This window comes from Pseudomonas sp. (assembly GCF_035554175.1).
In the GTDB taxonomy this organism is placed as follows: Bacteria; Pseudomonadota; Gammaproteobacteria; order Pseudomonadales; family Pseudomonadaceae; genus Aquipseudomonas.
Genome location: NZ_DATMIV010000050.1, coordinates 42570 through 65112, shown reverse-complemented (window position 1 = coordinate 65112; position 22543 = coordinate 42570). Strand labels below are relative to the sequence as shown.

The following is a 22543-nucleotide window of genomic DNA, read 5'->3' as shown; positions in this document are numbered from 1 at the left end:
TGTTGCCTGTTCCCCTCACCCCAGCCTTCTCCCCTAGGAGAGGGAGCCGATTTGTGTTGATTTCCAAACCTGAGTCCGACTCGGTCGCTCAGGTCGGTGCAACTGTCGCAAGCCACTCGATCGGTCCCCTTCCCTCTAGTAGAGGCTTAGGGTGAGGGCTGTTGCGCGACCACAAAGGCTTCGTCCACCCGCGCCAGATCCTGCTCGTTCAAGGTCCCGGCGTAGAAATGCAATTTGGTCCAGGCCATCAGATAGTCGTATCGCGCCTGCGCCAGATCGCGGCGGGTGGTGAACAGCTGCTGCTCGGCGTTCAACGCGTCGAGGTTGGTGCGCTCGCCACCCAGAATGCTTTGCCGGGTCGAGACCACCAGCGCTTCCGCCGACTTCAGCGCTTTCTGATAAGCACGTAACTTGCTGACCCCGGACAGGCAGGCGCTGAACTGTCGGCGCAGTTCGATCAGCGTCTCACGGGTTTTGCCGTCCAGTTCGTACTCGGCCTGTTCCATGGTGCGGCTGGCCTGACGGGTGGATGCGGATACACCACCGCCGGCATACAGCGGCACGCTGACTTCCAGGCCAATGGTGTTGGTTTCATAGCGCTGGTTGTAGGTGTTGCCGCTTTCCGACTCGTTGTCGCGCATCGAGGCGTAAGCATTGATTTTCGGCAGGTGGCCGGCGCGGTTGCGCTCGACTTCATAGCGTGCGACTTCCACGGCCTGACGCTGCGAGGCCAGGTTCGGGTTGTTGCTGATTGCCAGTTCATGCCAGGTATCGAAATTCGCCGGTTGCAGGATAAAGGTCTGGAACTGCTGGTCGAGCGGTGCGAGGTCGCCGATATCCACCGCCGGCACGCCCACCAGCGCCCCCAGCTCTCGCAGCGCTGCGTCCTGTTCATTGCGCGCCTCGATTTCCTCGGCGGTCGCCAGTTCGTAGCGCGACTCGGCTTCGAGGATGTCGGTGCGCGTGCCCTCGCCCTGCTTGAACATGTGTTCGTTCTGCTGGAACTGCTGCTCGTAGGCCTTCTTTTTCGCCTGAGCGATGTCGATCTGATCCTGGGCGAACAACGCCTTGGTGTAGTTGTCGAGGACCCGCACCAGCAGTTCCTGACTCTTGCCGCGAAAGGCCTCGTCGGCAAACAGCGACTGGGCGACACCTTTGCGATACGCCGCGTAAGCCTCGTAATCAAGCAGCGGTTGCTGCACCGTCAGCGCCGAGCCGTAACTGTTGTAGTTGCGCTCATCGGTGCGATTACGCGCACGATCATCCAGAGACGTAGCCTTGGACGAGTTACGGCCCTTGTTATAGGTGTAGCCGATCCGAGGCAGCAGCCCGGCGCGGCCGATGGCGCGGTTTTCCAGGCCGGCATCACGTTCCTTGATCGCACCGAGGAACACCGGATCATTGCGCAACGCCTGCTCGTAAATCTCGAACGGCCCCATGGCCGCAACTGCCGATTGGCTCGCGAGCAGCACCATTGCCGCCCCCAGCATTGAAAGCTTATTCATACAGCCGAACATCCTTATTCCTCGGTCAACGCGGAACCGGCGCGGTCGAGCAGCGGTTTGAACAGGTAGTTGAGGAGTGAACGCTCACCGGTGCGCACGAACATTTCCGCGGGCATGCCGGGTTTGATCACCAGGCCGTTGAGTTTTTCCATGGCCTGATCACTGACGCTGCTGCGCAACACGTAATACGGCACGCCGGTCTTTTCATCGACCATCTGGTCGGCGGAAATCAGGCTGACTTCGCCGGGCACGCGCGGGGTTTTGCTCTGGTTGAACGCGGTAAACAGAATATCGACCGGTAGATGCGTGCCGACCTTGTCGATCAGGTTGATCGGCAAATGCCCTTCCATTTCAAGGGTGGTGCCCTGCGGAACGATCTCGAGCAGGGTTTCGCCCTGACGCACCACCGCGCCCTCGGTGTGCACGCCAAGGTTCACCGCCACGCCATCGGCAGTGGCGAGGATTTCGCTGTGTTGCAGGTCGAAACCGGCGGAGGTCAGTTGCTCGGACAGGGTGACGCTCTTAAGTTGCGCATCGGCCAGCTGCGTGCGGACTTCCTTCTGATATTCCTCGCCGTGCTGCTGCAATTTCAAACGCGACTCAAGAATGCCCTGCTCCACGCGTCCGCTCTCGCCGGTGTTTTCCGCCAGTTGCTGCTGCACCTGCGACAGTTGTCGTTGGTAGTCCATCAAGCGGTTGCGCGGGATGTAGCCGTTGTCGGCCAGCGGTTGCAGGTTGCTCAATTGTTGCTGCAAGGAGCTGGCCTGAGCATTCAGGTCGCTGCGCGCGCGGCGCATGCCGGCCAGCTGCGCAGTCGCGCCTTCGATACTGGCGCGCAGTGCCGCTTGCTCACGCGAGAACGCTTCGCGGCGGCTGCTGAACAGTTGCCGCTGGCCTTCCAGCACCAGCGCCAGACGCGGGTCCGGGTCGTTGCTCAGCTCCGGCGGAAAGGTCACTTGCTTGAGATTGTCGCGCTCGGCCTGCCAGCGCGCGAGGCTGGCCCAGGCCATGCGGTACTGCGCCTGCAACGATTGCACGTCGGCAGCGACCTGGGTCTGATCGAGGCGGAACAATGGCTGGCCCTGCTTCACGATCTCGCCTTCGCGCACCAGAATCCGGCTGACCACGCCGCTGCTCATCGACTGCACAGCCTTGCGTTTGCCCGATACCACCACCGTGCCCTGCACCGGAATGCCCTGATCCAGCGGCGCCAGTGCCGCCCAGGTGAAGAAACTGCCAGCGCCGACGATGGCCAGGATCCAGCCCATGCGCGCGAAGAATTTCGCATCGCGTTCCGGACGCTCGGTGATGTACGCGTGCTCCATGCGCGCTTCGTTTTCTGTGTTGATGCTGGTGCTGCTCATACACCCGAATTCCTTGTCGTCGGCTGATACTGGCGGCTCATGCTGAGCCCGCCCGGTGCTTGTGCAGCTTTTTCGCGTTGCTGTTCGTGCTGGCCGGAAAGTGCCTTGAGCACATCCTGACTCGGGCCGAACGCCTGCAAACGACCATCGTTGAGCACCAGCAATTTGTCAGCCTGAGCCAGCACCGAAGAGCGGTGGGTGACCAGAATCACCGTGGTGCCCTGAACCTTGAGTTGCGCAATGGCGCTGGCCAGTGCGGCTTCACCGACGGTGTCGAGGTTGGAATTGGGTTCATCCAGCACCACCAGACTCGGGGTGCCGTACAGTGCGCGGGCCAGAGCGACGCGTTGCTTCTGCCCACCGGACAAGCCGCTGCCATCCTCGCCCAATTGCGTGTCATAGCCTTGCGGCAGACGCAGGATCATCTCGTGGACGCCAGCCTGTTGTGCGGCTGCGACGACTTTTTGCGGATCGGCTTCGCTAAAGCGCGCAATATTTTCGGCGATACTGCCGCTGAACAGCTCGATGTCTTGCGGCAGATAGCCGATGTAAGGGCCGAGCTGATCACGGTTCCAGCGGTGAATATCAGCGCCATCGAGGCGCACAGTGCCGCCCAGAACTGGCCACACACCGACCAGCACCCGGGCCAGCGTCGATTTGCCGGAGCCGGAAGCGCCGAGCACACCGAGCACTTCACCGGCACCGAGGTTGAAATTGACCATGTGCAACGTCGCGGTGCGTTGCCCCGGCGGGCCGGCGCTGACTTGTTCGAAGGTGATCTGGCCTTTCGGGGCCGGCAGGGCCATGGCCTCGTCGCTTGGCGGGAACGCTTGCAGCAGCGCATCGAGCCGCCGGTAAGCCAGCTTCGCCCCGCTCCACTGTTTCCATACGGCGATCAACTGGTCGATCGGGCTCAATACCCGGCCCATGAGGATCGAACCGGCGATCATCATCCCGGCCGTCATGTCGCCCTTGATCACTAGCAGCGCGCCGAGGCCCAGCACCAACGATTGCAGGCACAGGCGCAGGGTCTTGCTCAGCGAACTGATCACCGCGCCGGTGTCGCTCGCCTGGTTCTGCAAGCCGAGAAAGCGCGAGTGCACCGCAAACCAGCGTTTGCGCAGCGAACCGAGCATGCCCATCGCCTGAATGGTTTCGGCGTTGTGCAAATGACTGGTCGCCAACTGACTGGACTGCTGGGAAAATCCGGCCGCCTCGCCCAGCGGTTTTTTGGTCATGTACTCGTTCAGGCAGGCCAGTGCGATCAACAGCAACGCCCCCGCCGTGGCCAGCACACCGAGCCAGACGTTGAACAGATAAATCACAAACAGGTAGACCGGGAACCACGGCGCATCAAAGAAAGCGAACAAAGCAGGGCCGGTGACGAACTGGCGGATATGAGTCAGATCGCCCAGCGACTGTCCGGCATTGCCTTCGCCTTTGAACAGATTGCGCTCGAATGCGGCCTGATAGACACGCAGATTGAAGCGGCGCTCCAGCTGGCTGCCGATGCGGATGACGATAAAGCTGCGGATCACTTCCAGCAGGCCGATGAAGGCGAAGAAACCGACAACCATCAACGACAGCATTGCCAGGGTGGTTTCGTTCTGTGACGACAGCACCCGGTCATAGACTTGCAGCATGTAGATCGACGGCACCAGCATCAGCACGTTGATCAGCGCAGTGAAACAACCGACGCTGATCAGAATGCTCTTATAGTCAGCCAATGCCTTGATTAACGGAGCGGAGGCTGGGGCTTTCGCCATCTTCATTGATTCTTCCTGAATTCATGTTCTCGTCATTACCGCACGAGCATTCCATTAATATTCCGACTACTTGGCAGTGACTGCTTGCAAGTAGCGCTTACAATTTAATAACAAGTTGCATACCCGCCACATTTATAACGTGCATGCATTGCCTTATATCAACACACACAACTTCATCCACTGTTTAGTGCTCGACACGCTCCAGCGTAATCAGCAATCCCGCAGCCAATGTATTTGTATAGGACCCGTCTCGCTGGCGGCTGAAGAAGGCGATTTTTGAACCTTCCTTGCCTGTGATGGAAATCCCGTCGGGTTCTGGAAACCAGCCGATCGGCGCTTCGCTCAACCACGCGCCCAGGCAGTCGGCGCCCTCGCTCACGGTCTGGTTCTGAGCAAGATCGATAAGGCAAGTGTTCGACGGTTTGTCTTGCAGCGACCGCGTTTCGGCTGTGTCGTTGTGCGAGGTCAATGTGGCCTGCCAGCGCCCGGCGAATGCCGAGGGTTCTTCGAGTCTGAGGCTGCTTGCCATGCTTGTCGCTCCGCTCATCATCAGCGTGACTGCCATCAGCCATGCCATCGTTTTGTAAGTAAAAACATGTCCACGCATAGGAAATTTCGCTTCCGCTCGTAGCCTTGCCCGGCGATCAGACCGATGCAAGCGAAGAAAGCGACGCACCAGGCGCCGCTTTCCCTTCACATCACGCCACGATATCGCTGGTCGCTGCCTGGCCAACGGTGCTGACGATGAAGTCAGCCACGCCATGCCCGGAGAAATCCACCGACAGCAGGCTGTTGCCACCCGACGAGGTCAACACTGCATCGCCAGCAGAACCGGTGAAGCTGTTGACGAAGTGCAGGCCCGCACCGTTGGTGATACCGGTCAGGTCGATTTTGTCCAGACCGCTGACGAAATCGAGGATCTGATCGATTGCACCCGGCTTGGAGTCCGAGCTGGCAGCGAACACAAAAGTATCCGAACCGGCACCGCCCCACAGTTTATCGGCACCGCCAGCCCCGTAGAGGATGTCGTTGCCGGCACCGCCCTTCAGCTCGTTGGCCACGCTGTTGCCGATCAGTAAATCGCTACCCGAACCGCCGATGGCGTTCTCGATGATCGCGCCCTTGGCAATCGACACGTTGCCGACCAGGCCGCCCACGTCGGAGAACGATGCGTCATTGAGGTTGATCTTCTGGTTCTGGGTGAAACCGGAGAAGTCCAGGGTGTCCTTGCCGCCGGCATCCCACACCGAAAACACCACTTTGTCGCTCGACGACGAAGCGCTGAGGAAATCGCGGCCGGCGTTGGAATTGAAGCCGTAGGTGGTGTCGCCGGTGCGGGTGGTGGTGTTGGCGCCGTAGAGCTTCTGGATGGCTGCGATGTCGTCCATAAGCGGGCCGGACGAATAGGCTTCGACGCCGCCCTTGCTGAAGTTCTGGTTGGTGTTGCTCTCGCTCCAGTAACTCATGACGCTGTAGCCACGGGTGTCCTGGCCGTAGGTCGCGTCATTGTAGGTCGGGTTGCCATTGCCGGCGTTGTAGTCGCCAGGGTGCGCGAGGCCCAGGGTGTGGCCGATTTCGTGGGTCAGGGTCTGACGACCGTAGTTGTTCAGATCCGGGTTCTTGTTCTGCGTGTAACCGCTGTTGATCAAGTACCAGGAAGTACCGTCATAGCCGGCGCCGGTACCCGGCAGATAAGCGAACGCCGCAGCGCCGTCCTGGCCACCGCTGTAGTTACCGAAGGTCATGTGCCCGTCGCCGCCCGAGGCTCTCTCGGTAAAGGTGACATTGGCCACATCCGCCCAGGACTGCATGGCGAGCTTGGCCTGGGCCTGCTGCTGCGCGCTGAACTGACTGAACCCGCTGATCCCGTGCTTGTTCATCGTGCTGTTCGAGGCCGAGGTCAGGAACGTGTAGGTGAGCTCGATCTTGCCGCTGCCGTCCTTGTCCTGGTAGGCAGCGCCGTCACGCAGCAGCTGGTTGGCCGCCTGATCGACAGAGTACGAGGGTTTGCCATTGACCGTGAGGTTGCCGCCACGATCGTATTGATGGCTGAAGCTAGTGATCTGGTTGTATGCCGAGCTGAACGCCGCCAGCTGGAAGGCCTGTTCGGCAGTATCAATAGCGTTGGTCTTAACTTTTGACATAAACACACTTCCTTGTTTAGCAATGGAACAGTTTTTGTCCGACAGGACGATCTTTGGCGAGATCGTCCTATCACTCGCCCAATGAAGGCGTAACGAACCTGACACAATTTGAAATCTGTCGTAAAGAGTTTTTTTGCGATCCGATTTGGCGGTATCAGGAAACTGCCGCAAACAAAGCGTGCGGGGAGAGAAGAATGTTTTTAGTTGGTGAGACAGAGGGAATTGTCTGACGATTTTCTATTTAAATATTAAATATCGGTAAGTTTGGATTTGTTGGGCGAGTCACACTTTCGGCCAAGGGTGCCAGTGATTTGATATCAACTCTACGACGTCATTCGGACTGTAGGAGCTGACGAGCGCAACGAGGCTGCGATCTTTTGACTCTGACCTTTTGAAGATCAAGATCAAGAGATCGCAGCCTCGTTGCACTCGTCAGCTCCTACGGAGGACGGCAGGTCAGCTCCCCGTTCGGATTTTGTTCCACACCCGCGTGCGAATCCGGTCAATGTTCAACGGCATCGCCTCCAGCGCAAAAAGCTTGCCCATCATTTCCGCGCTCGGGTAAACCTTGGTGTCATTCTTGATCGCCGGGTCGATCAGTGTGTCGGCCTGTTCGTTGCCATTGGCGTAATGCACGTAGTTGGTAATCCCGGCCATGACGTCCGGGCGCAGCAGGTAGTTCATGAAGGCGTAGCCGGCCTTCTCATCCGGTGCGTCGGCGGGCATGGCGACCATGTCGAACCAGATCGCTGCGCCCTCTTTGGGAATGGCATACCCGATCTCGACGCCATTTTTAGCTTCCTTGGCGCGGTTCTCCGCTTGCAGGATGTCGCCGGAAAACCCGACCGCTACGCAGATATCGCCATTGGCCAGGTCACTGGTGTATTTCGAGGAATGGAAGTAGCTGACGTAGGGGCGGACTTTCATCAGCAGCGCTTCGGCTTTTTTGTAGTCTTCGGGGTTCTTGCTGTGGTGCGGCAGGCCGAGGTAGTTGAGCGCCGCCGGGAGCAGTTCCGGGCCATTGTCGAGGATCGCCACGCCGCACTTCTGCAGCTTTTCCATGTACTCGGGTTTGAAGATCAAGTCCCAGGAATCCACCGGCGCGTTGTCGCCCAGCACCGCTTTGACCTTGGCGATGTTGTAGCCGATGCCGGTGCTGCCCCACAGGTATGGAAAGCCGTGCTCGTTGTTCGGGTCGTTGGTCTGCAGGGCCTTGAGGAGCGCCGGATTAAGGTTCTTCCAGTTCGGTAACTGACTCTTGTCGAGCTTCTTCAGCGCCCCGCCCTGAATCTGCCGCGCCATGAAATGGTTCGACGGGAACACCACGTCGTATCCGGATTTGCCGGTCATCAACTTGCCGTCGAGGGTTTCGTTGCTGTCATAGACGTCGTAGGTGACGCCGATGCCCGTGTCTTTCTGGAAATTCTTCGTGGTATCCGGGGCGATGTAGTCCGACCAGTTGTAGACCTTGACCGTCTCGGCCGCGTGACTGATGGAAGCGACCAGCAGCAGCGGCGCCAATGCGAGGGTTTTCTGGATCATGGGGCGATTCCTGTATGGGCTTTTTTTGTTGGCAGGCAATCAAAGGATCAAACAGTCAGAAAATCAGCACGTAGCTCTTGCGCACGGTTTCCTGGATATCCCAGATCCCGAGCGTGTTAGCTGGCAACATCAGTGCGTCGCCGCCTTGTATGTGAAGGGTTTCACCACCACCGTCGGGGGTGAACGTGCAACGCCCGGAAATGAAATGGCAGAACTCCTGCGCGGTGATCTGCCGCCGCCAGCGCCCCGGGGTGCATTCCCAGACGCCGGTTTCAACGCCGTCGTCGCGCTCGACACTGGTGGTCGAGGCGATTGCAACGGGCTCGCCGAGGGGCACGGCGACCGGGCTGGATTCTTCGAGCGCCAGCGTGGCGGTGTTCTTGAATTGGGTGATGCTCATGGCGTGACCTGTTTGTCGAGGGAAACGGCGTTTAGTGCATGAAACCTTCCATGAAGCCGGCCACACGGCTGGCGAGTTTGCGTCGCCAAGGCGCAGTCGCAGGGTTGGCCAGGGTCTGGTCTTCATGCACAAAGCTTTTGATGATCGCGTTGTAACCCAGCCAACGGCACGGCTCCGGCTCCCAGGCACGCAGCGCATGAATGCCACCGTCGGGCAGCACCCACGGCTGCTGCACCAGTTCGCTGTCGCGCTCGAGAATCAGATCAGCCAGTGTGCGCCCGCCAAGGTTGCTGGCACCGACGCCCTCCCCGCCATAACCGCCGCTCAGCGCGATGCCGTTGGCGCGATCGCAGAGCATGTGCGGCTTGAAATGTCGCGACATGCCGAGGTTGCCGCCCCAGGCGTGGGTGATCTGCACGTTTTTCAATTGTGGGAACAATTCGCCGAACAGATACCGGCGCAGTTCGACCTCGTCGCGGGTGAGGTCGAAGTTGTCGCGCAATTTGCCGGCGAACTGATAACCGCCACGGGCGCCGAAAATCAGGCGGTTGTCGGCACTGCGTTGGCCATAGGTGACCTGACGGCTGAATTCACTGAAGGCCTGGCCACGGTCGAGGCCTATTTCATTCCAGGTCGCCGCGGACAGCGGCTCGGTGGCGACAATCAGGCTTTGCACCGGCAACTGATAACGGCCCAGCGGTGGCAACGTCACCGAATAACCTTCCACTGCTGGCACGATCCAGCGGCTGCGCACGCTGGCCTTGGCGGTACGCAAACTGCCGGATTGCCAGTGGGTGACCGGGCTGTTTTCGTAGATCTTCACGCCCATGTTCTGCACGGTCCGCGCCAGACCACGCACCAGTTTCGCCGGATGAATGGTCGCAACGTGAGGGGCAAAGATGCCACCGTAGGGTTTCGCCACACGAATCTGCTGGGCCAGTTGCTCGGGGCTGAGCCAGCGGTAATCGTTGTCGGTGAGGCCTTGGGCGTGCAGCTTGCTCAGGTAGTCGCGCAGAACGGTGCCCTGCTCTGGATAGCGCGCAGCACAATAAAGCACCCCGCCCTTGCGGTAATCGCAGTCGATGCCTTCGCGTTCGAGGACGATTTCCACCTCATCGGGAATGCTATGCAGCAGATCGAACGAAGCCCGGCGTTGTTCTGGCGACAACCCGGCCAACAGTCGGTCCTCGCCCAGCAAGTTCCCCATCAGCCAGCCACCATTGCGTCCGGACGCACCGAATCCGGCGGTTTGCGCCTCGACGATGGCGATATCCAGGCCAGGCGCATGTTTTTTCAGGTAGTACGCCGTCCACAGTCCGGTGTAACCGGCGCCGATTATCGCTACGTCGACATCCAGATCCCGTTCAAGCGCGGGCCGTGCCAGCAGCGGTTCATCGAGCTGATCCATCCACAAACTGATCGTGCGCCACGCCGACATGCCAGACTCCGCCACTGAAAAACTTCGATGACGTCGATCCTAGTGGCTGCCTTCAGTTGATGTCTTGCGCGCGTGCCCGCAGAGAAATTTGTTTGGCGTAGGCCTTCGGCGACTGACCGATGTGCTCGCGGAAGCATTTGTAAAATGCCGACAGCGAATTGAACCCGGCGGCAAACGCCAGCTCGTCGATGCGTAACGGCGGTGTGGCACTGTCGAGCGCACGCAGTAAATGCTGCAGGCGCGCCTGATTGACGTAGCGGTAAAAGCTTTGCCCGAGCACTTGATTGAGCAGATAGGAAATCTGATTGCGGCTGTACCCGCACTCCTTCGATACCCGCTGCAGATCGAGATCGGGGTCCAGATAGGGTTGCTGCTTTTCGAAATACTGCTGCAGATCCTCAGCCATGAAACTCAGTTGCCGCGGTGACAGACCGAGACGACTGACCGCCGGGCGCTGTCTCGACGCCGAGCCGTCGTCGGCCTGGGTTCGCACCAGAGAAGCGTATTCGTTGACGCGCCAGATCAGATCATCCTTGACCGTAATCGCTTCGCTGGAGCGGAAAGACACCAGACCGTCACCGCCGCGCAGCGTCACCTCGTACTGAATGAACGCGGTATTGCCATCCACCCGGATACGATCGCAGTGTTCGAGCAGCTCATCGGATTCCCGCGGCATGCTCACGCGCACGTACTCACGCAGCTCAGCGAGGCCGAGCACGCGGTTCTGGAAGAAATCGTTGTACTGGATGTCCGGGTGATAAAGCGCCATGACGCTGTCCAGATCCCGGTGTTTCCAGCTCAGGTGATAGCGCATGACCGTGGCGGCCGTGGCCTGGGTCTGTTCGGGGCCGTCATCGTCGGCGTGCATAAGAGGCTCGGCGAAAAAGAATCGAGCTTGCCCAAGTTCCTCTGCAGCTTCAATGAAAAATCCATAGTGGCAATTTGGCGATAAACCATGAGCCAGTGACTTACATCAAAAAACGCCAATCAATCGCCAAACAGACTGAAAAAACTCACAGTATTTTCACACACGGATGCTACTTTTATAGCTCAAGCACTGGTTGAGCCAATGACGGCTCTTCCCACCTAACATGAGCAAAAGGAAGCGCTCGATGAAGCAGGCCGGCAACACCATGAATAAAGGGTTCAGCAAAGTCACATTCCCCAATGCCTGCCAGCTGATGCGCTGGCATTTTCATCCCATGGGATTCGAAGCGACTATGGACGCACCGGGCAGCCTGATTGCCCGTCTGTTCGACCGCGCCAGCGGTGAAACCATGATCGCGATCGCCGGCATTCCCTGTGCGACAGTGATGAATGCGGCGGACGTCGAGCGAATCATCGAAGCCATTGAAGATGAGCTGGAAGCTTTCACTCCTCCGGAATCACTCAAGAACTACGCATAAGGCACTGACCTAAAACAAAAAAGCCCGCAGCGATGCGGGCTTTTTTTCATTCAGGCAGTTGTCTTTTCCTTTCGATGATCGACAAAAAACGGCCTGTCCTGGGCAACTCGATCCGATGCTCTGGGCATGTTCACAGCCTGGGCTTCTTGCGGCTCGACATACCAGTAGCAATGGCTGACGGCGCGGGTAATACCTACGTAGGCCAGACGCAGGATTTCATCCCTCTGTGCGCTGTCGTACGGCTCACTGTCACCAGCCTTACCGAGTCCAGCCATGCGATATACCTGGTTCTTGTAAGGCGAAGTGGTCAAGTGCTGACAATCGCCGAGCAGAAATACCGCATCAGCCTGCAAGCCCTTGGCGCTGTGATAGGTGAGCTGCTTCAACCTCCGCGCTTCGTAAGGCAAGCTCGAATCGACATTAACTACTGGCTGAATATGCTTTTCTATCAATGACTTATCGCTGCTTTTTCGATAAAGCATCAAGATCGAGTGACCTTGGCGGTAGTGTTCCGCCACGCGCTCACCCAGTGCTTGGTCATCACGTTCCAGCACGTTGACCGGTTGCAGCGGCTTGGGCGCGCCACTGGCCTTGGCCTTCTTCCCCGCAATGGCCGGGGCGGCGCGGACAATGTGCTCGGCGGCATCAATGATGTGCTGATGGCTGCGATAATTATCGCTGAGCATGACCCGGGTAGTGGCTGGCGACGGAAATTCCTTGTTGAACTCCATGAAATAGCTCGGCGAACTGCCGCGCCAGCCGTATATGGATTGCCAGTCATCACCGACGCACAACAGCGACGAACGCTGCGCGCCCCGCCCGACGTGCATTGCCGGGCCACGGCTGCGGATTTCATTAAGGCTGGCGCGAATCCACGAAACGATCTGCGGGGAAACATCCTGGAATTCGTCGATCATCAGATGCGCCATCGGCCGCAGAAGCGCGTCGCTGAGCAGCTTGAGATTTTCCGGTGAATGCTCGCTGAACAGCGCGAACATGCGGTTGTAGGTCATCACCGGCGGTTTCTGATCCAGCAAGTGATCTTCGAACGCGCGCCAGAACAGACTCAAGGCTTCAAAGAAAAACCGGTCGGGGTCATCCTTGGCGAAGCTCATGCGACTGACCGCGTCTGGCACATCCAGGCCGAGGTTTTCGATGAAGCCGGCTGCGCCGACAAAACAATCGAGCAACGGCGCCGATGCCAGCTCGCCTTTGACCTTGTAATCGAAACCTGGGCCAGCGCTGGCATCACCCGCCAGAGTCGCGAGAACACGCTTGGAAGACTCATAGTTTTCCAGCCATATCAATGGCTTACGACAGAAAGCTTGAAACAGGGTACGTTTGACAGCCCATTCTGCGCGGATACACAGCTTGGCGTTCGGCCGACACAGCTGTGGATTTTCCTTCGGGTCAAAGCCAAGCACCACCCAGGCATCAAGGCTCGGAATATAGCCGTGACAGTGGAACGTCGAGCCGTTGATTTCGAATGTCTGCCGATTGGGCTCGATGCCTTTGATGGGCCAGGCGCCTGCGCGAAACCAAAGATCCTCAATGACATCACACAGCTCTTCATCGCGTTTGGCCGCCAGTTCCGTAACGGCCATGCGTTTTTGCACATCGGGGTGGTCGCGTTCCAGCTCCTTCAATTGCAGGCCGGCACGGGATAGCGGCTGAATCAACTGGCGGAAACGTTCGTCGTCGTTGAACAAGCGGTAATAACAGGCGTTGAGTTGCTGGCGTTGCGCGTCATTGATGCGCAGGTCAAACGGATTGCTGTCGATGTCTTCGTCGCCACCCTGTGGTCGATCGCTGAGATTCTCAAAGGCCTGCAAACGCTCGAAACCCGGCAGGCTGCGAACCATCGGCAGGATGCGCGAATGGAAGGTTCGCACCAGTTCGCGGGCCTGCCTGAGGCTCAACGGCTGGTCCCACAGCGTAAAGATTTCAATGAGTTTGTTGATGAAGTCCTTGCGCGACTCGCGGGTAAACGTCACCACGGTCATCGAGTCCAGCTCAAAGCCCAGATAGTGGCTGAGCACAAGAATGCGCAGCACCAGCGTAGTCGATTTACCTGCGCCGGCACCGGCTACCACCGAGGTGGACGGTGTGTCGCTGAAGATCATTTTCCATTGTGCGGCGCTGGGCTGAGCGTGCGCCGGCAGTAATCGGGCAACATCAGCCTTTATGCGTTTCTTCAGCTCCGTCGTGAGCGGCAGGCGCCAGTCATCGAACAGATGATTATCGATACTGGGCGGGCGATGCTCAGTGTTGCGGCTGTCGCGAATCAGCAAGACCTGCCGTCCCTCTTCCAGCCCCTCAAGTTTGCCTTCCTTGAAACCGTATTCGACGCCAGCGGTGTGGCCACTGCGAAATCCGTCGGCCTGGCCGTGCAGCCACGAGGCCCGGTGTTGGGCGCGCAATTTTGTCAGACCATGACCAAAGAAACGCGCGGCCAGACGCTTGAACCAGGGCATCTCGGCCAGTGGACGAAGTTCGGGAGGAAGATCGGAGGTGTGTTGCGCCACGCTGACGGACTCCAGTGTGTGAGGCTGTGGCGGCTATGGTGTCTGGATTTGCCCTTTAGTTCTAGCGAAATGCTTACAGGTCATTGGTTTAGGCGACGAACTGAAAGTCGGGTAAGACCATTTCCGGGCTGCGTTCCATCTAATAACCCGATCATGATGCGGCAGTTTTTGCGCTTTTTATCGATGATTGGCTGATAGATGATCGTCGTCATCAACCACGGGGTCCGCCCTGACGAACCCTATTGAGGAGACGATCATGCTTGAACTCAGACCCTTCAACTCGCTGGGCGGCGCCCATCACGGCTGGCTGGATGCACACCATCACTTTTCGTTTGCCGAATACTATGACCCGCAGCGGATGAGCTGGGGCAATCTGCGGGTCTGGAACGATGACATCATCGCCGCCGGCAGCGGTTTCCCGCAGCATCCGCACCGCGACATGGAAATCATCACCTACGTGCGTGAAGGTGCAATCACCCACCAGGATAACCTCGGCAACAAGGGCCGCACCGAAGCCGGTGATGTACAAGTGATGAGCGCCGGTACTGGCATCGCCCACAGCGAATACAACCTGGAAGACAAGCAGACCAAAATCTTCCAGATCTGGATTCAGCCGACCGAAACCGGAGCGCCGCCATCCTGGGGAGCCAAGCCCTTCCCCAAAGGTGAGCGCGAAGGTTTCGTCACGCTGGCCAGCGGCAAGGAAGGCGATGATCAAAGCCTGCGCATCCGCGCCAATGCACGTCTGGTGGCGGCAAACATCAAGGCCGGCGAGACGGCTGAATACCGTCTGGAAGCAGGCCGTCGCGCCTATCTCGTCCCGGCCACCGGGGTAATCGACGTCAACGGTTTGCGCACGCAAGCCCGTGACGGTGTGGCAGTAGCTCATGAACAAGTGCTGACGGTCACGGCGATCGAAGACAGCGAGATCGTTCTGGTAGACCTGGCTTGATCGGCAGGCGATAAAAAAGGGCAACCATCACGGTTGCCCTTTTTCATGTGCGCATCATTGGGTGGAAATCGCGCCATCCACCAGAGTTTGCGCTTCGGCCACCAGTTGCTTGAGGTGGTCGTCGCCAATGAAGCTTTCGGCGTAGATCTTGTAGATGTCCTCGGTACCCGACGGACGTGCGGCGAACCAGCCGTTTTCGGTCATGACTTTCAGACCGCCAATCGCCTGATCGTTGCCCGGCGCATGGCTGAGAATGCTCTGAATCTTCTCCCCCGCCAGTTCGGTCGAAGTGACCTGCTCCGGCGAAAGTTTGCTCAGCAGGGCCTTTTGCTCAGGATTGGCCTTGGCATCGACGCGTACCGAGAATGGCTCGCCCAACTCGTCGGTCAGCGCGCGGTAGGCCTGACTTGGATCACGGCCCGTGCGCGCGGTCATTTCTGCGGCGAGCAAGGCCGGGATCAGACCGTCCTTGTCGGTGCTCCATACTCCGCCGTCCTTGCGCAGGAACGATGCACCGGCGCTCTCCTCGCCACCAAAACCCAGCGAACCGTCGAACAGGCCTTCGGCAAACCACTTGAAGCCAACCGGCACTTCGTACAGACGACGGCCCAGACGTTTGGCCACGCGATCGATCAGGCCGCTGCTGACCACGGTTTTGCCCACGGCGGCATCGGCGCGCCACTGCGGGCGGTTCTGGAACAGGTAATCGATCGACACCGCCAGGTAATTGTTCGGTGCGAGCAGACCACCGGACGGCGTGACGATGCCGTGACGGTCGTGATCAGGGTCACAGGCAAACGCCACGTCAAAGCGTTCCTTGAGACCGATCAGGCCCTGCATCGCGTGGCTGGACGAGGGGTCCATGCGGATCTGGCCGTCCCAGTCAACGGTCATGAAACGGAAAGTCGAATCGACTTGTTTATTCACCACGTCCAGATCGAGACGGTAATGTTCAGCGATCGCCGACCAGTAGCGCACCCCTGCTCCGCCCAGTGGATCGACGCCCAGGCGCAATTTAGCGTCGCGGATTGCATCGAAATCGATGACGTTGATCAGGTCGGCGACATAGGTGTTCAAGTAGTCGTGGCGATGAGTGGTGCTGGCCTTGAGCGCCTGCTCATAGCTCACGCGCTTGACGCCGGCCAGTTTGTTGGCCAGCAGTTCGTTGGCCTTGGCTTCGATCCACTTGGTGATGTGAGTATCGGCCGGGCCGCCGTTGGTAGGGTTGTATTTGTAGCCACCGCTTTGTGGCGGATTGTGCGACGGGGTGATGACGATACCGTCAGCTAGGCCGGAGGTGCGGCCGCGGTTGTAGCAGAGAATGGCGTGGGAAATCGCCGGGGTCGGCGTGTACTCATCACCCACGGCGATCATTACAGTTACGCCGTTGGCAGCCAGTACTTCCAGCGCACTGGCGCCCGCTGGAGTCGACAGTGCATGGGTGTCTATGCCGACAAACAGCGGCCCGGTGATGCCCTGGGCTTCGCGATACAGGCAGATCGCCTGACTGATGGCCAGAACGTGCCATTCATTGAAGCTCAGATCAAACGAGCTGCCACGGTGACCGGAAGTGCCGAACGCCACTCGCTGGGTAGAAATCGATGCATCAGGCTGGCCTGTGTAGTAGGCCGTAACCAGTCGCGGGATATCGACCAACAATTCTGCCGGTGCCGGTTTGCCCGCAAAAGGACTGAGTGTCATGCAATAACCTCTGAAATCGGAGTGGTTCAGGAAATACAGCGCAGTTTACTGGCAGTTTGACCACTGTGCGACGGGATGTATCCGATACACGTCCGATGTTTTTTAACGTTATCTGCCCGGGGATAAACGCAAGGCATCACCCAAAAGCCCGATGACACTCGATAGGTCTCTTTCGCCATGATTCAGCGCGCTTAAACGCAGATGGTCCGCGTGCAGGCCTTGCAGACTGAACAGCTCGCCCGGTGCAATGATGATCTGCTGCTTGAGCAGTCGGTGAAACACATTCGCCATGTCTACCGGTCGTAACGAACGCACCCAGACCGTCGCCCCGCTCTGTGGCTCGGCAATCTGCAACGCATCGCCCAAACGCTCGCGCAATACCTGGATCAACAGGGTACGACGCTCACTGAGCATTCGCCGCAGCACGAATAAATGCTGATCAAGCCGCCCACCGTTCAACAGTCTGGCAATCGCCTTCTGGCGGATGGGCGACAAGCGAAACGCGCGTAACAGGAAATGGCGTTGCAACGCCTGGCGCCAATGGCGCGACAAAACGAAGCCGAAAGGCGCTTCTGCGCCGATGAACTTCTCGAAGGTGGAAAACACCAGCAGGCGATCAGGGGCGAGCCAGTTACGCAACCGCTGCGCAACACTGCGCTCATCAAACTCGCTGTAGCAATCGTTTTCCAGTACCCAGATGCCGTATCGGTCGAGCAGCGTGGCGATTGCCTGCTGCTGATCCCGAGTGAAACTGCTGCCCTGAGGCATGCTCAACACCGACGACAGGAGCACCAGGCGTACCGGCTCGTTTATGAGCAGCGACTCCAGTGCCGGAAGATCGGGCGCACCTTCAGCCAGCAAAGGCCATTCGATCACACGCACTCCGCACGATTCGAGCAGGCGCAAGATCACCCAGTCACAAGGCGATTCAACAACGACGGCGGCCTGCCGCAACTCAAGCACCGAAATCAGAATCTCCAGTACCCCGCGCAGATCAGCGCCGATATAAACGTCATCGGCATGCCAATAATTCGCCGTCGAACAGGTGTACCGCGCGGCCAGGGCAACCCGCAATTCCAGCTCGCCACAAGGTTGCACAAGCGTCTGTGGCTGGCGGGGGTACTGGCGCAAGAGTTCGCGCTCCAACGTCAACAACGGACTGTCCAACGGTTGCAGCGAAGCCGGTTCGTCAGCACTCAACACACACATGCCGGGACGTCTGGCGTTGACGTAAACGGTTTCGAGCAGATCACTGCCACTGCCGGGCGCGTCCATGCTGAAAAGTGCTTGCGCGTAATACCCGGATTTGGCTTTCGAATAGACCCGACCTTCTTTTTCCAGCAGTGAATAGGCGTATTGCACCGTAGAAATGGAGACATTCAGCCGGTCGGCCAATTGGCGCAACGAGGGCATGCGGACTGCCGTGCTGCCACCCGCCTCCTCAATCAGCGTGGTCAGATACCGATAAACTGCTTGATAAACAAAGTCATTTTCCCGCGCGCCCTTCACACCCTCATTTCCGTAGACATTGGTTCACAACTCAGGCTATGGCTCACAATCAGCCTTCCGTCGACCGCTCGAATTGCGCGGCCGAACCCGCCTCGCCCGAACCTCCACTCTCAGCGGCGAATTCATCGGATGTACAAATCTGGACAGGACCCCTTGCATAAAGACGGCTCACTAGCCTGACTGGCAAACCACTGACCTCAGTGATCCATTTCAATACCTGCTCCGGCGCGTGCAGGCCCTGCATGGCGCGGTGCAGGTCAGGCATCGCGACCAACATGCCGGGGTGACAGTTGCGCAGGAACCGTTCGAGGCCTTTGCCGCCGTCGATGAACGGCGCGAATAAAAAGCACGCCAGTTGCGTTTCGTTCAGTCCGAAACCATGCAGAAGATAGTCCTCTGCCAGCATCCGCAGCGGCTCTGGCCCGCCGACATTGTCGTAACTGGCCAGTAAATGCTCGCAAATGGGCTGCGCAACCTGCTTTCGGCGCATTTCGGCCAGCGTGTGCTGCACATAATCGTCGATACCCGCCTCATAGGCGCGCCCCTCGATGAGCCGTGAGTGCAAACCTCGCACATGCGCCGAGATCAGAGGATCGGCAAAAACCGCTTCGCCTTCATACAACGCCAGATCATCAGGTTCATGACCAAGAAATTCGCCCAGCAACGGCCAGCGTTCCTCGGGTTTGCCGACCATCATGTCGTTGATGTCGATAAAACTGGTGCGCCGACAGGCTTCGAATTCGCCTTCGGGGCGCCAGGCCGTCTGCTCATCATCTGGACGCAGCTCGCGATAGAAATCGCCCCCGAGCCCGTCAAGTAGTGGAAACAGCGCTTCGAATCCGCTGTGGACAAGCCCGGGGCCTGCTATCGCAACTCGTTGCATCGCACGGTTCAGACCTTCGAGGAAACGCTGCTGACTACCCTTGGTTTCGGTGCTGATCATGGCGTCGACACCATTGTTCCAGCGAGCGATCTGGCTGTAGTACTCGGCAGTGGCCAGATAGGCGTCGTCCCATAATTCGGGCGTTTCAAGCCAGGTGCGACAGTGCCCGACAAGAAGAAGATTGACTCGGCTGGCCTCACGCCCCTCATCGCTGACAGGCGTGCGATGGTCGAATGGCAGCACCTCGCGGTTATCCACCATCAGCACTTCGACCCGCGGATCGTCATAAAGAAACAATGCGCTGTAGCTGCGATGCAGGTTCTGCAGAGCGACAGCGCTGTCTCCATTCCAGCGCAGCGTGGCTACCCGCAACTGAAACGTCGCCGGCGCACGACCGGCAATGGTCAACTGCGCAGCCCTGAGCAGGGCCAGGGTGTAGCAGCTGTCACGCGAGCCGGACTGGTGTACCAGCACCTTGAACTGTCCTATGTTTTCCATGCCGCCGGCGGCCACGACCAGGCGCTGGATCAACAGCTGCAACGCCGTTCGCTCGGCTCGGGAGAAGAAACTCAGCAGACGCTGCAGTACTTGCTGATAGACGTAGTTCATTGCCTGATCATGGATCGTGCTCATCGGTATTTACCCGGTATCAAAAGTTTCATGCCACGCAAACAGGACAGTGAGCGCGCGACAATTGGATCAATAAGTAATAGACGCTGAAATGCTAACACTTACAAAGTTGTAGTTATTTGAAACACTTGTCCTGAAAAAACCTCTCCAGACGCCAAGCGACGGGCTCATCCACCCGTATTCATTGAGCTTTCCTCGAGAGGAATCAATCTGAGGAAACTTCCCACAGCGTCCCACGACAATTCATTACAAGAAAAAGAGAAGCAACTTCCGAATCGCCCTACAGCAATTAAACAGAAATTGACGAAGCCAGCAGAACTAGCCGTTTGATATTGCGCAGGACGAATTAAAAGCACAGCCATAGCTCATTCCTTGAGATGAAAGTAATCATTCAATTATCAGTGCTTATAGTGCGATTAGAAGATACAGATACCGGGCAAAAACCAGTTCAGTTGCCGGATTTGGACACACACGACGATAGCAAGGTGCTACCGAGAAGAAGGGATATAAACAAAAAGAGTCCGTGGGGCCACGGACTCTGCTGAGCGGATTTACGCCGGCTCGACTTGAAGGGCTACCCGCTCGCGGCATGGGCATTCGTCCATGTAACGATGCGCTTCGACAAACTCGTTGAAGGGAAATACACGGGTCTTGAGCGGCAGCACCACACGGTCAGCCGTCAACTGGTTGATGTCACGCAATGCACGTTGCAAAGCGACGTGATCCTGGACAATGCCCAGCTCGGGCTTGCCGGTAAAGTTGCCGATGCAATGCACAAAGAACTGGATGTTCTTCTGGAACGCTGCGCAGGCCGGGAACGGCGTCTGGTTGCCGCCCTGCAAGCCGTACAGGACCAGACTGCCGCGTGGCGCCAGCACATCACCGAGCAATGACATCTGCGGGCCGCCGAGGCCGTCGAATACCACATCGACGCCACGGTTGTCGGTGATCTTGTTGACTCGCATCAACAGATCTTCCTCCTCGGTGACGATGACCTTTTCCGCCCCAAGGGACAGCAGATATTCGCGTTCCTGTGCCGACTTGGTGGCCGCTATCACGCGCACGCCCAGCGCCTTGCCCAATTGCACGAACGACGGACCGGCGCAGTGGCTGGCATCAGTCACCAGCGCGAATTGTCCCGGTTTGACCCGCGCCAGATCGGCATAAGCGAAGTAGGCGATGAGCAGCGGCGTGTAATGCACGCTGGCTTCGATCGGGCTGAGCACATCCGGATAGCGGGTCAGCGCGGTACGCGGCAAGACGATCGATTCGCCGTACACCGGGTAATCGTTCGGACTTTCGGCCGGGAAACTGGCGACTTTATCGCCAACGGACAGGTCGTCGACATCAGCGCCCACCGCTGTCACCACGCCAGCCATTTCATGACCCAGGCCCGATGGCAGACGTGCCTGAGACGACGCCAGGTTCTGGCGCCACAGGGTGTCGTACCAACTGATGCCGATTGCCTCGACACGCACCTGCACCTCGCCAGGACCTGGCTGAGCAGCCGCATGCTCTTCGCATTTGAGCACCTCGGCCGGACCAAACTTGTGAAAACGGATCGTGCGGGACATCGCAAACCTCGTCAAAGTAACCTCTAATGCCATGAACTCTATCTGGGCTTTCGACCCAAGACCATCAGTGGCTATTAATAGTCGACATGCCTGTCATTGATTCCGCAGCAGGAGCGGCATTGGCAAAATCCATGAAAAAAGGCCTGCCGCGGTCGCACTAAAGCTGAATTTTCCGGTGCAGAGTACCAGTCTTTCCCCGTAAGATTCATGCCGGCCATTGTTCTCATATGGCCGCCCTCGTCAAGTTTGATGACTCTGCCAGGACTCCAGATGAATCGTAATGACCTGCGTCGTGTCGACCTGAACCTGCTGATCGTGTTCGAAACATTGATGCACGAACGCAGTGTGACTCGGGCCGCGGAAAAGCTTTTCCTCGGCCAACCGGCTATCAGTGCGGCGCTGTCGCGCCTGCGCAGCCTGTTTGACGATCCACTGTTTGTCCGCACCGGCCGGAGCATGGAACCGTCCGCCCGGGCGGTGGAAATCTTCGCCCTGCTCTCGCCTGCCCTCGATTCGATCTCCACGGCGGTGAGTCGTGCCGCCGATTTCGATCCGGCGACCAGCACCTCGGTATTCCGCATCGGTTTGTCCGACGACGTCGAATTCGCCCTGCTGCCAATGCTGCTCAAACGCTTGCGTGCCGAAGCACCGGGCATCGTCCTCGTCGTGCGGCGAGTCAATTACATCTTGATGCCGGGCCTGCTGGCTTCTGGCGAAATTTCCATTGGTGTCAGCTACACCACCGATTTGCCGGCCAACGCCAAACGCAAGGTCTTGCGCCGCAGCGCCCCCAAGCTGTTGCGCGCCGATACCGTACCGGGGCCACTGAGCCTCGACGACTATTGCGCCCGCCCCCACGCGCTGGTGTCGTTTGCCGGTGACCTGAGCGGATTCGTCGATGAAGAGCTGGAAAAACTCGGGCGCAAACGGCACGTGGTGCTGGCAGTACCGCAGTTCAACGGCCTGGGTACGCTGCTGGCGGGCACCGACATCGTCGCGACCGTGCCGGATTACACGGCGGAAGCACTAACGGCAGCTGGCGGTCTGCGTGCTGAAGATCCGCCGTTGCCAACGCGTACGTTTGAGCTGCATATGGCCTGGCGCGGCTCGCAGGACAACGACCCGGGCGAGCGTTGGTTGCGGTCGCGGATTCAGATGTTCTTCGGCGATCCGGACAGTCTCTAGCAAACCTGCCCTGCCCGGT

Annotated in this window: 17 protein-coding genes; 3 read left to right on the top strand and 14 right to left on the bottom strand. The window is 58.6% G+C overall.

Going from position 1 to position 22543, the window contains the following annotated elements; translation table 11 throughout:
- Nucleotides 1-146: 146 nt before the first annotated feature.
- The 9 genes from VNV36_RS21860 to VNV36_RS21820 all read right to left on the bottom strand — a co-directional run bounded on the left by VNV36_RS21860 (nt 147) and on the right by VNV36_RS21820 (nt 11027).
- Nucleotides 147-1517, bottom strand: a complete 1371-nt coding sequence (locus VNV36_RS21860; protein ID WP_325720441.1) for a TolC family outer membrane protein — start codon at nt 1515-1517, stop codon at nt 147-149.
- A gap of 2 nt (nt 1518-1519) precedes the next feature.
- Nucleotides 1520-2869, bottom strand: a complete 1350-nt coding sequence (locus VNV36_RS21855; RefSeq protein ID WP_325720439.1) for an HlyD family type I secretion periplasmic adaptor subunit — start codon at nt 2867-2869, stop codon at nt 1520-1522.
- Nucleotides 2866-4641, bottom strand: a complete 1776-nt coding sequence (locus VNV36_RS21850; protein WP_325720437.1) for a type I secretion system permease/ATPase — start codon at nt 4639-4641, stop codon at nt 2866-2868. Before VNV36_RS21850 ends, VNV36_RS21855 begins: the two co-directional genes overlap by 4 nt.
- 178 nt (nt 4642-4819) lie before the next feature.
- Nucleotides 4820-5242, bottom strand: a complete 423-nt coding sequence (locus VNV36_RS21845; RefSeq protein WP_325720435.1) for an AprI/Inh family metalloprotease inhibitor — start codon at nt 5240-5242, stop codon at nt 4820-4822.
- Nucleotides 5243-5333: 91 nt separating this feature from the next.
- Nucleotides 5334-6779, bottom strand: a complete 1446-nt coding sequence (locus tag VNV36_RS21840; protein WP_325720434.1) for a serralysin family metalloprotease — start codon at nt 6777-6779, stop codon at nt 5334-5336.
- A gap of 456 nt (nt 6780-7235) precedes the next feature.
- Nucleotides 7236-8321 (bottom strand): polyamine ABC transporter substrate-binding protein, encoded by a 1086-nt coding sequence (locus VNV36_RS21835; protein WP_325720432.1) that lies wholly within the window; start codon nt 8319-8321, stop codon nt 7236-7238.
- A 55-nt stretch (nt 8322-8376) separates the two neighbouring features.
- Nucleotides 8377-8721 (bottom strand): cupin domain-containing protein, encoded by a 345-nt coding sequence (locus VNV36_RS21830; protein ID WP_042610052.1) that lies wholly within the window; start codon nt 8719-8721, stop codon nt 8377-8379.
- A gap of 31 nt (nt 8722-8752) precedes the next feature.
- On the bottom strand, nt 8753-10159 hold the full coding sequence (locus VNV36_RS21825; RefSeq protein WP_325720428.1) for an NAD(P)/FAD-dependent oxidoreductase: 1407 nt from the start codon (nt 10157-10159) through the stop codon (nt 8753-8755).
- Between the two features lie 52 nt (nt 10160-10211).
- Entirely contained in the window at nt 10212-11027 is an 816-nt protein-coding gene (locus tag VNV36_RS21820) for a helix-turn-helix domain-containing protein (RefSeq protein WP_325720425.1), read from the bottom strand.
- Between the two features lie 265 nt (nt 11028-11292).
- Here VNV36_RS21820 and VNV36_RS21815 point away from each other — a divergent pair, with 265 nt between their 5' ends.
- A complete protein-coding gene (locus tag VNV36_RS21815) occupies nt 11293-11565 on the top strand; it encodes a DUF1652 domain-containing protein (protein ID WP_041480416.1) in 273 nt (90 codons plus the stop codon).
- Between the two features lie 50 nt (nt 11566-11615).
- On the opposite strand, the gene VNV36_RS21810 is transcribed toward VNV36_RS21815, so the two are convergent.
- The gene (locus tag VNV36_RS21810; protein ID WP_325720423.1) at nt 11616-14090 is read right to left on the bottom strand and encodes a UvrD-helicase domain-containing protein; all 2475 of its coding nucleotides are present in this window, start codon (nt 14088-14090) and stop codon (nt 11616-11618) included.
- A 256-nt stretch (nt 14091-14346) separates the two neighbouring features.
- On the opposite strand from VNV36_RS21810, the gene VNV36_RS21805 reads away from it, so the two are divergent.
- Nucleotides 14347-15042 (top strand): pirin family protein, encoded by a 696-nt coding sequence (locus VNV36_RS21805; RefSeq protein WP_325720421.1) that lies wholly within the window; start codon nt 14347-14349, stop codon nt 15040-15042.
- A gap of 54 nt (nt 15043-15096) precedes the next feature.
- Here VNV36_RS21805 and pgm read toward each other — a convergent pair whose 3' ends face one another.
- The 4 genes from pgm to VNV36_RS21785 all read right to left on the bottom strand — a co-directional run bounded on the left by pgm (nt 15097) and on the right by VNV36_RS21785 (nt 21339).
- Complete coding sequence (gene pgm, locus VNV36_RS21800) at nt 15097-16743, bottom strand: phosphoglucomutase (alpha-D-glucose-1,6-bisphosphate-dependent) (RefSeq protein WP_325720419.1); 1647 nt, start codon at nt 16741-16743, stop codon at nt 15097-15099.
- A gap of 108 nt (nt 16744-16851) precedes the next feature.
- Nucleotides 16852-18252 carry an aminotransferase-like domain-containing protein gene (locus VNV36_RS21795; protein ID WP_325720417.1) on the bottom strand — a complete coding sequence of 467 codons (1401 nt, stop codon included), beginning with the start codon at nt 18250-18252 and terminating at the stop codon, nt 16852-16854.
- A gap of 49 nt (nt 18253-18301) precedes the next feature.
- Complete coding sequence (locus tag VNV36_RS21790) at nt 18302-19768, bottom strand: hypothetical protein (RefSeq protein WP_325720415.1); 1467 nt, start codon at nt 19766-19768, stop codon at nt 18302-18304.
- Between the two features lie 548 nt (nt 19769-20316).
- Nucleotides 20317-21339, bottom strand: coding sequence for a zinc-dependent alcohol dehydrogenase family protein (locus tag VNV36_RS21785; RefSeq protein WP_325720413.1), 1023 nt, complete (start codon nt 21337-21339; stop codon nt 20317-20319).
- Between the two features lie 270 nt (nt 21340-21609).
- On the opposite strand from VNV36_RS21785, the gene VNV36_RS21780 reads away from it, so the two are divergent.
- Complete coding sequence (locus VNV36_RS21780) at nt 21610-22524, top strand: LysR family transcriptional regulator (RefSeq protein ID WP_016774850.1); 915 nt, start codon at nt 21610-21612, stop codon at nt 22522-22524.
- Nucleotides 22525-22543: the final 19 nt, after the last annotated feature.

Excerpts from the sequence above, each read along its gene's own strand:
- VNV36_RS21860 (WP_325720441.1), bottom strand. The coding sequence starts at position 1,517 with ATGTTCGGCTGTATGAATAAGCTTTCAATGCTGGGGGCGGCAATGGTG.
- VNV36_RS21855 (WP_325720439.1), bottom strand. The coding sequence starts at position 2,869 with ATGAGCAGCACCAGCATCAACACAGAAAACGAAGCGCGCATGGAGCAC.
- VNV36_RS21850 (WP_325720437.1), bottom strand. The coding sequence starts at position 4,641 with ATGAAGATGGCGAAAGCCCCAGCCTCCGCTCCGTTAATCAAGGCATTG.
- VNV36_RS21845 (WP_325720435.1), bottom strand. The coding sequence starts at position 5,242 with ATGCGTGGACATGTTTTTACTTACAAAACGATGGCATGGCTGATGGCA.
- VNV36_RS21840 (WP_325720434.1), bottom strand. The coding sequence starts at position 6,779 with ATGTCAAAAGTTAAGACCAACGCTATTGATACTGCCGAACAGGCCTTC.
- VNV36_RS21835 (WP_325720432.1), bottom strand. The coding sequence starts at position 8,321 with ATGATCCAGAAAACCCTCGCATTGGCGCCGCTGCTGCTGGTCGCTTCC.
- VNV36_RS21830 (WP_042610052.1), bottom strand. The coding sequence starts at position 8,721 with ATGAGCATCACCCAATTCAAGAACACCGCCACGCTGGCGCTCGAAGAA.
- VNV36_RS21825 (WP_325720428.1), bottom strand. The coding sequence starts at position 10,159 with ATGTCGGCGTGGCGCACGATCAGTTTGTGGATGGATCAGCTCGATGAA.
- VNV36_RS21820 (WP_325720425.1), bottom strand. The coding sequence starts at position 11,027 with ATGCACGCCGACGATGACGGCCCCGAACAGACCCAGGCCACGGCCGCC.
- VNV36_RS21815 (WP_041480416.1), top strand. The coding sequence starts at position 11,293 with ATGAATAAAGGGTTCAGCAAAGTCACATTCCCCAATGCCTGCCAGCTG.
- VNV36_RS21805 (WP_325720421.1), top strand. The coding sequence starts at position 14,347 with ATGCTTGAACTCAGACCCTTCAACTCGCTGGGCGGCGCCCATCACGGC.
- pgm (WP_325720419.1), bottom strand. The coding sequence starts at position 16,743 with ATGACACTCAGTCCTTTTGCGGGCAAACCGGCACCGGCAGAATTGTTG.
- VNV36_RS21790 (WP_325720415.1), bottom strand. The coding sequence starts at position 19,768 with ATGAGCACGATCCATGATCAGGCAATGAACTACGTCTATCAGCAAGTA.
- VNV36_RS21785 (WP_325720413.1), bottom strand. The coding sequence starts at position 21,339 with ATGTCCCGCACGATCCGTTTTCACAAGTTTGGTCCGGCCGAGGTGCTC.
- VNV36_RS21780 (WP_016774850.1), top strand. The coding sequence starts at position 21,610 with ATGAATCGTAATGACCTGCGTCGTGTCGACCTGAACCTGCTGATCGTG.